General features: G+C 73.9%; 2 protein-coding genes. Both read left to right on the forward strand.

Translation table 11 applies throughout. From position 1 onward, the window contains the following. Nucleotides 1-1,073 (forward strand): thioesterase domain-containing protein (locus tag ACFW22_RS35775; RefSeq protein WP_386412959.1); only part of this gene is annotated, 1,073 nt, incomplete at its 5' end. Beyond that, the gene (locus tag ACFW22_RS35780) at nt 1,067-1,888 is read left to right on the forward strand and encodes an ABC transporter permease (protein WP_386412961.1); all 822 of its coding nucleotides are present in this window, start codon (nt 1,067-1,069) and stop codon (nt 1,886-1,888) included. The genes ACFW22_RS35775 and ACFW22_RS35780, both read left to right, overlap by 7 nt. Nucleotides 1,889-1,996 lie beyond the last annotated feature (108 nt).

Genomic DNA, 1,996 nt, shown 5'->3' on the forward strand with positions numbered 1-1,996 from the left:
AGGTGCTGTGCGCGCTGTTCGCGCAGGTCCTCGGACTGGAACGGGTCGGCATCGACGACAGCTTCTTCGAACTCGGCGGCCACTCCCTCCTCGCCGTCCGGCTGGTCAGCCGGGCCCAGACCGCCGGACTGAGGCTCAGCGTCGCCGACGTGGTCCTGCACCGCACCGTCGCCGCACTCGCCACCCGTGCCGAGAAGACCGGACCGGACCAGGAGCACACCCTCGACCCCTTCTCCACCGTGCTCCCCATCCGCCCGGGCGGCGACGCGCCTCCCGTCTTCCTCGTGCACAGCGGGCTCGGCTTCAGCCTCCCGTACGTCGGACTCGCCCGGCACATCGACCGGCGCCACCCCCTCTACGGCCTCCAGTCACCGGCCGTCGGCGGCGCCGCCCCGATCCCGGACGACCTCCGGACCGTGGCCGCCGAGTACATCGGCCACATCCGGCGGATCCGCCCGCACGGCCCGTACCGCCTCCTCGGCTGGTCCTACGGCGGCGTGCTCGCCCACGAGATCGCCGTCCAGCTGCAACAGGCTGGCGAGGAGGTCGACTTCCTCGCCGACCTCGACGGCTACCTCGGCAGCACCGGACGCGACGAGGAGGACGACGAGAGGGAACTGCTCCTGCGGGCCCTCGAAGCCCTCGGCCACAGCCGGGCCGCCTTCGACGACCGCCCGCTCACCCCGGCCGTACTCCACGACGTCCTGCGGCGGGAGAACCATCCGCTCGCCGAACTGGGTGAGCGGGGCATCCCGAGACTGCTGTGCCTCTCCCGGACCCATGGGGACCTCATGGAACGGTTCACCGCCGGCCGGTTCACCGGCGACATGCACCTCTTCACCGCCACCCGCGAATGGACGGCGGAACAACTGGCCGACCAGACCCGACGATGGGAGCCCCACGTGGACGGACACCTCCGGATCCACCCGGTCGACTGCGGCCACGAGTACCTGATGCACCCCGGCCCCCAGGCCGTCGTCGGCCGCGCCGTCGACGCCGCCCTCGCGCGGCTCGACACCGCGCGGCCCGACGCGGCCGGTGACCGGGCGACGGGCGGTGACCGGGCATGGTGACCCTCACCCAGGTCCGCAGGCCCGCGCCGCCCATCGCGCTGGCCGTGGAGTCCCTCGCCGTCGCGGGCCGGAGACTGAACCGGCTCCGCCGGGCCCCCGGCCGCCTCGTCGGCATCATCATGAACCCGCTCGTCTCGATGATCGTCCTCGGTTACCTTTTTCAGGGGTCGCTGTCGGTGACGGGCGGATCCGACTACCAGACGTACATGTTCGCGGGCGTGGCCGCCCAGGTCGGGCTCGCCGGCATCGGCCCCACCGCGGTCGCCGTCGCCGCCGACCTGCGGGGCGGACTCGTGGACCGGTTCCGCAGCCTGCCGATCGCCCGCCCCTCGGTCCTCCTCGGCCACACCCTCGGCGACCTGGCCGTCGGACTCATCGGGCTCGCCGTCGTCACGGGCATCGGCGTGCTCTTCGGCTGGCGGCCCGAACGCGGGCCGCTCCCCGTGCTCGCCGGCTTCCTCCTGCTCGCCGTGTTCATGTACGCCATGCTCTGGGTCGGTGTCCTCCTCGGCCTGTTCTCCCGCAACATGGAGACGATCAACGTGGTCGCGGGCCTGGTCACCGTCCTCCTCTCGTTCCTGTCCAACGCCTTCCAGTCCGTCGACCGGCTCCCAGCCTGGCTGCGCCCGGTCGCCGACTGGAACCCGGTCAGCGCCGTGGTCACCTGGACCCGCGAGCTGTGGGGCAACCCCACCGCCACCGGCGGGAGCTTCCCGGGCGAGCACGCCTTCCTTGCCGTCGCCATCTCCCTGGGTGCCGTCTTCGTCCTCACCGTGCTGTTCAGCCTCCGCCGCTTCCGCACGGCGGCATCCTGAGACCGGGGCCGCGGCGCCCGCGCGCCGCGGCCCCCCGCCCCCCCGGGCCCCGGGGGCCCCCCGCCCCCCCCCCCCCCCGGCGGCGCGGGGGCCCCCCCCCCCGCCCCC

The organism is Streptomyces sp. NPDC058872, assembly GCF_042743065.1.
Taxonomy (GTDB): Bacteria; Actinomycetota; Actinomycetes; order Streptomycetales; family Streptomycetaceae; genus Streptomyces.

What these genes read in the sequence shown, in the direction of transcription:
- ACFW22_RS35780 (WP_386412961.1), top strand. Translation starts at nt 1,067, where the DNA reads ATGGTGACCCTCACCCAGGTCCGCAGGCCCGCGCCGCCCATCGCGCTG.